Source organism: Centipeda noxia ATCC 43541, from assembly GCF_000160555.1.
Taxonomy (GTDB): domain Bacteria; phylum Bacillota; class Negativicutes; order Selenomonadales; family Selenomonadaceae; genus Centipeda; species Centipeda noxia.
The window spans coordinates 3,264-6,356 of record NZ_GG749278.1; the positions used below are offsets into that span (position 1 = coordinate 3,264).

At 44.2% G+C, this 3,093-nt stretch carries 5 protein-coding genes and 1 pseudogene; all 6 read left to right on the forward strand.

All coding sequences use genetic code 11. The features are described 5' to 3' along the window. Nucleotides 1–319, forward strand: a 319-nt coding sequence (locus tag HMPREF7545_RS10275) for a hypothetical protein (protein WP_211204971.1), incomplete at its 5' end; no start/stop codon positions are given. Next, on the forward strand, nt 303–737 hold the full coding sequence (locus tag HMPREF7545_RS00025; protein ID WP_155812191.1) for a DUF7336 domain-containing protein: 435 nt from the start codon (nt 303–305) through the stop codon (nt 735–737). The genes HMPREF7545_RS10275 and HMPREF7545_RS00025, both read left to right, overlap by 17 nt. A gap of 5 nt (nt 738–742) precedes the next feature. Beyond that, complete coding sequence (locus HMPREF7545_RS00030) at nt 743–982, forward strand: DUF7336 domain-containing protein (protein ID WP_006693603.1); 240 nt, start codon at nt 743–745, stop codon at nt 980–982. A gap of 119 nt (nt 983–1,101) precedes the next feature. Beyond that, on the forward strand, nt 1,102–2,022 hold the full coding sequence (locus HMPREF7545_RS09975) for a hypothetical protein (RefSeq protein WP_006693604.1): 921 nt from the start codon (nt 1,102–1,104) through the stop codon (nt 2,020–2,022). A 40-nt stretch (nt 2,023–2,062) separates the two neighbouring features. After that, the gene (locus tag HMPREF7545_RS00040) at nt 2,063–2,491 is read left to right on the forward strand and encodes a hypothetical protein (protein ID WP_006693605.1); all 429 of its coding nucleotides are present in this window, start codon (nt 2,063–2,065) and stop codon (nt 2,489–2,491) included. Between the two features lie 62 nt (nt 2,492–2,553). Beyond that, nucleotides 2,554–3,093 (forward strand): annotated as a pseudogene (locus tag HMPREF7545_RS00045) (hypothetical protein); the annotation flags it as partial.

Consider the following 3,093-nt stretch of genomic DNA (forward strand, 5'->3'; position numbering starts at 1 on the left):
CCCCTTTGATCTCTCTCCCAATATCCTAGATATTAAATACAAGCCCCGTACAAATCCTCTGTTGGACTTTAAGGAGCAATGGAGCAGCCAAGACTTCTCTGATGGTAACAGATTCTTTACGAGGGCATCCGGAAAAGAAAAAGCAAATGATAGACCATCATGGGCTAAAGGAGAACGACCAGAACCTGGAGAGAGTGGAAAAGATTTTGCCAAGCGAGTTCTGGATAGACGTTATGGAAAGGATGGATATAAAAAAGGGCCTAATAGTGAATACAATCAATTAAAAAAATGGGGCGATCGCGGTGGAAAAAACAAATAAACAACATGAAGTATATATGCTTCTGCATGTGTATGATCTGGCTAGGTACAATATGGCGGCAAAGTTAATTGGCATATACAGCAACCGCAAAAATGCCCAAGACGAGGCAAAGCGGTATATGGAATTGGAAGGATTTCGGGATTACCCGTATTCCTGTTTCCGTGTACTCGTATACGAAGTAGATACCTGTTATTGGCAGGAGGGCTTTATCTCCCGAATGACCCCAAAGAACATATCCTGCGATATCCCTCTCTGGGCGAGTGAAGAGCACATACAAAAGGGAGAGCGTCCAAGAGCATTTCTCAAGAGAATCTTAGACAAGCACAGAAAATCTGGAAAACCAAAAAGCGGATTATCCCAAGATGAGTCTGGTGCATTGGTGCGATATGCAAGAATTGTTTGGGAAGCGAAGGAGTAACGAACATGGAATATGGTTACTTATTACAACACAGCTATGAGAATGAACACGGCATTGATATTGTTAAAGTACTCGGTATTTTTTCAACCAGAGAAAAAGCCGAAGCCGCACAGGATATGTACAGCAAAAAACTGGGATTTCAAGATTACCCGATGGATTGTTTTTACATTGATGACTATCCCCTCAATGTTGGACATTGGACAACAGGTTTTTTTGATGCTGATGATGAGGACTTCAAGGAATAAATTTTGTAACCATGATGTGCGGGGCTGAATGACAGGGGCGGGGAAGCAGGAGTGTGTTGCCCACACTGATCTTCCCAACGATGAAAGCGTCAGATAATAAACTCTGATCCCGCATCTCCATGCCCGTCAAGGGCGATACGAGCAGCAGGACAAAGTCTGCCATTGCCCCCGGCACCATCGACATCCGCGAGAATCCGGCGCAGAACATCTCTGCCCTCAGCCGTGATACAAAGAATGCCCTCAATGAACTTGGCAGAATCTTTGACAAGAGGAGTATTGAGGAACAGAAGGAACTCGTAAACGTGTTCCGCGAAGAAGCCTTCCGTCTCGCGCATAATCTCCCCGACGATGGAAGCGGGCGTAAAGTTCTGATTCACACCTTCATCGGTGGACTTATCAGCCGGCTTTCAGGGGCGGGCTTCGCTTCGGGTGCCGCAGGTGCAGGTCTTAACGAAGCACTGATCAACAACCTGAAAGGTCTCGATCCTGCCCTTGCCCAGGTAATCAGCGCTCTTATTGGCGCAGCTGCAGCAAAAGCGATCAATGGTAATGCAACAGCAGGTGCAATTGCAGCGGCAAGTGGGACGAAGTGGAATAAATTCTCTGACTTCTACTATTTTAAGTTATGGAAATTCATTTGGATAAACGCAAATAATGTAGAATACGCACTCAATAATGCGATAATATCTGATGAAGGTACAACTAATGAGCAAATGCGTTTATACATGGGAGATGGTGATGAGTTACACATCAATAGTGGGCATGCTCTTAACAGAGACCATAGGTCTCAACGAGAAGGCAAAGTTCCTAGCTTTAAGTACAGTGAGAGAAAGGATATTTTATTGAATGTTATCTATTCTGCATTAAATCACTACGCAATGGGAGATTTAGACGATGGTGAGGTTTATCCTGGAAATGAAAATATTTTCCTGCATGACGGAACGGGAAAGAAGGTGTATGTAAATTTGAGAATTAACCTAAGAAAAGTTGGCAATATAATATATATCTCTGACTTTTATCCAATAGCACGAATAAAATAACTTTTACTTTGTGCCATATATCTATTGCTTAGGAGGAAAAATGAACTTAGATGATTTCTTTTCAAGAATAAACATCATAACTTATGAGAAACCTCAAGAAAGAACTAAAGAAATAAAAGAGTTCTTGAATTACATCAAGGGAGAGATCTCAGAGAAAGATATGCAAAGTATTTTAGAGTTTATACAATCTGGAAGATATCATATTTGTTGGCTTTATGCAGTGGTCTTTTCTTCATTTCAATGTCTAATCAATCATGGTGTTTGGAATGAATCTTTAGCGAAAGCATATTACGAATATTTAGATGAGTTGGGATGGGATTATGAGCTTGAAATTGTTGGAAAAATGCTTTCTGCGGGAGATATAGAAAGTGTTCGGGAGTTTTGTTTGGATAGTAAATTAGCTGATGAAGAAAATAATACATATTTTATGACGAGTACAGTATGGCGTGGAAAGGATTATAGTAAATAAAATTACATATAAGGATTTTATGTAAATAATACACCTCCATCGGTCTTGCGCCGAATCTTTCCATGCCTGTCAAGGGCAATGCAAGCAGCAGGACAACGTCTGCCATTGCGCCCGGCACCATCGACATCAGGGAGAATCCCACGCAGGACATCTCGGCACTGAGTCGTGACACAGAGAATGCACTCAATGAGCTCGGCAGAATCTTTGACAAAAAGAAAATTGAGGAACAGCAGGAACTTGCGGCTGTCTTCGGTGAGGAGGCATTCCGACTCGCCCACAAAATGAAGGACGACGGAAGCGGACGAAAGATTGCCGTGCACGCGATCATCGGCGGCATCATGAGCCAGATCACGGGTGCCGGCTTTGCTTCTGGTGCCGTTGGCGCAGGACTCAACGAAGCGCTGATTAACGCCGTCAAGGGCAAAGACCCCGGCACCGCCCAGATCGTCAGCGCCATCATCGGCGCCGCTGCGGCGAAAGTCGCCGGAGGAAGTGCCGCTGCAGGAGCATCCGCGGCGGCAAGCGGGACGAAAAATAACGTTGCCCTACTTGCCGCTGTTCCAGAAGTAGCTGAAGTAGCTGCGGTTGCTTCCACACAAGCG

What these genes read in the sequence shown, in the direction of transcription:
- HMPREF7545_RS00030 (WP_006693603.1), top strand. Translation starts at nt 743, where the DNA reads ATGGAATATGGTTACTTATTACAACACAGCTATGAGAATGAACACGGC.
- HMPREF7545_RS00040 (WP_006693605.1), top strand. Translation starts at nt 2,063, where the DNA reads ATGAACTTAGATGATTTCTTTTCAAGAATAAACATCATAACTTATGAG.
- HMPREF7545_RS09975 (WP_006693604.1), top strand. Translation starts at nt 1,102, where the DNA reads ATGCCCGTCAAGGGCGATACGAGCAGCAGGACAAAGTCTGCCATTGCC.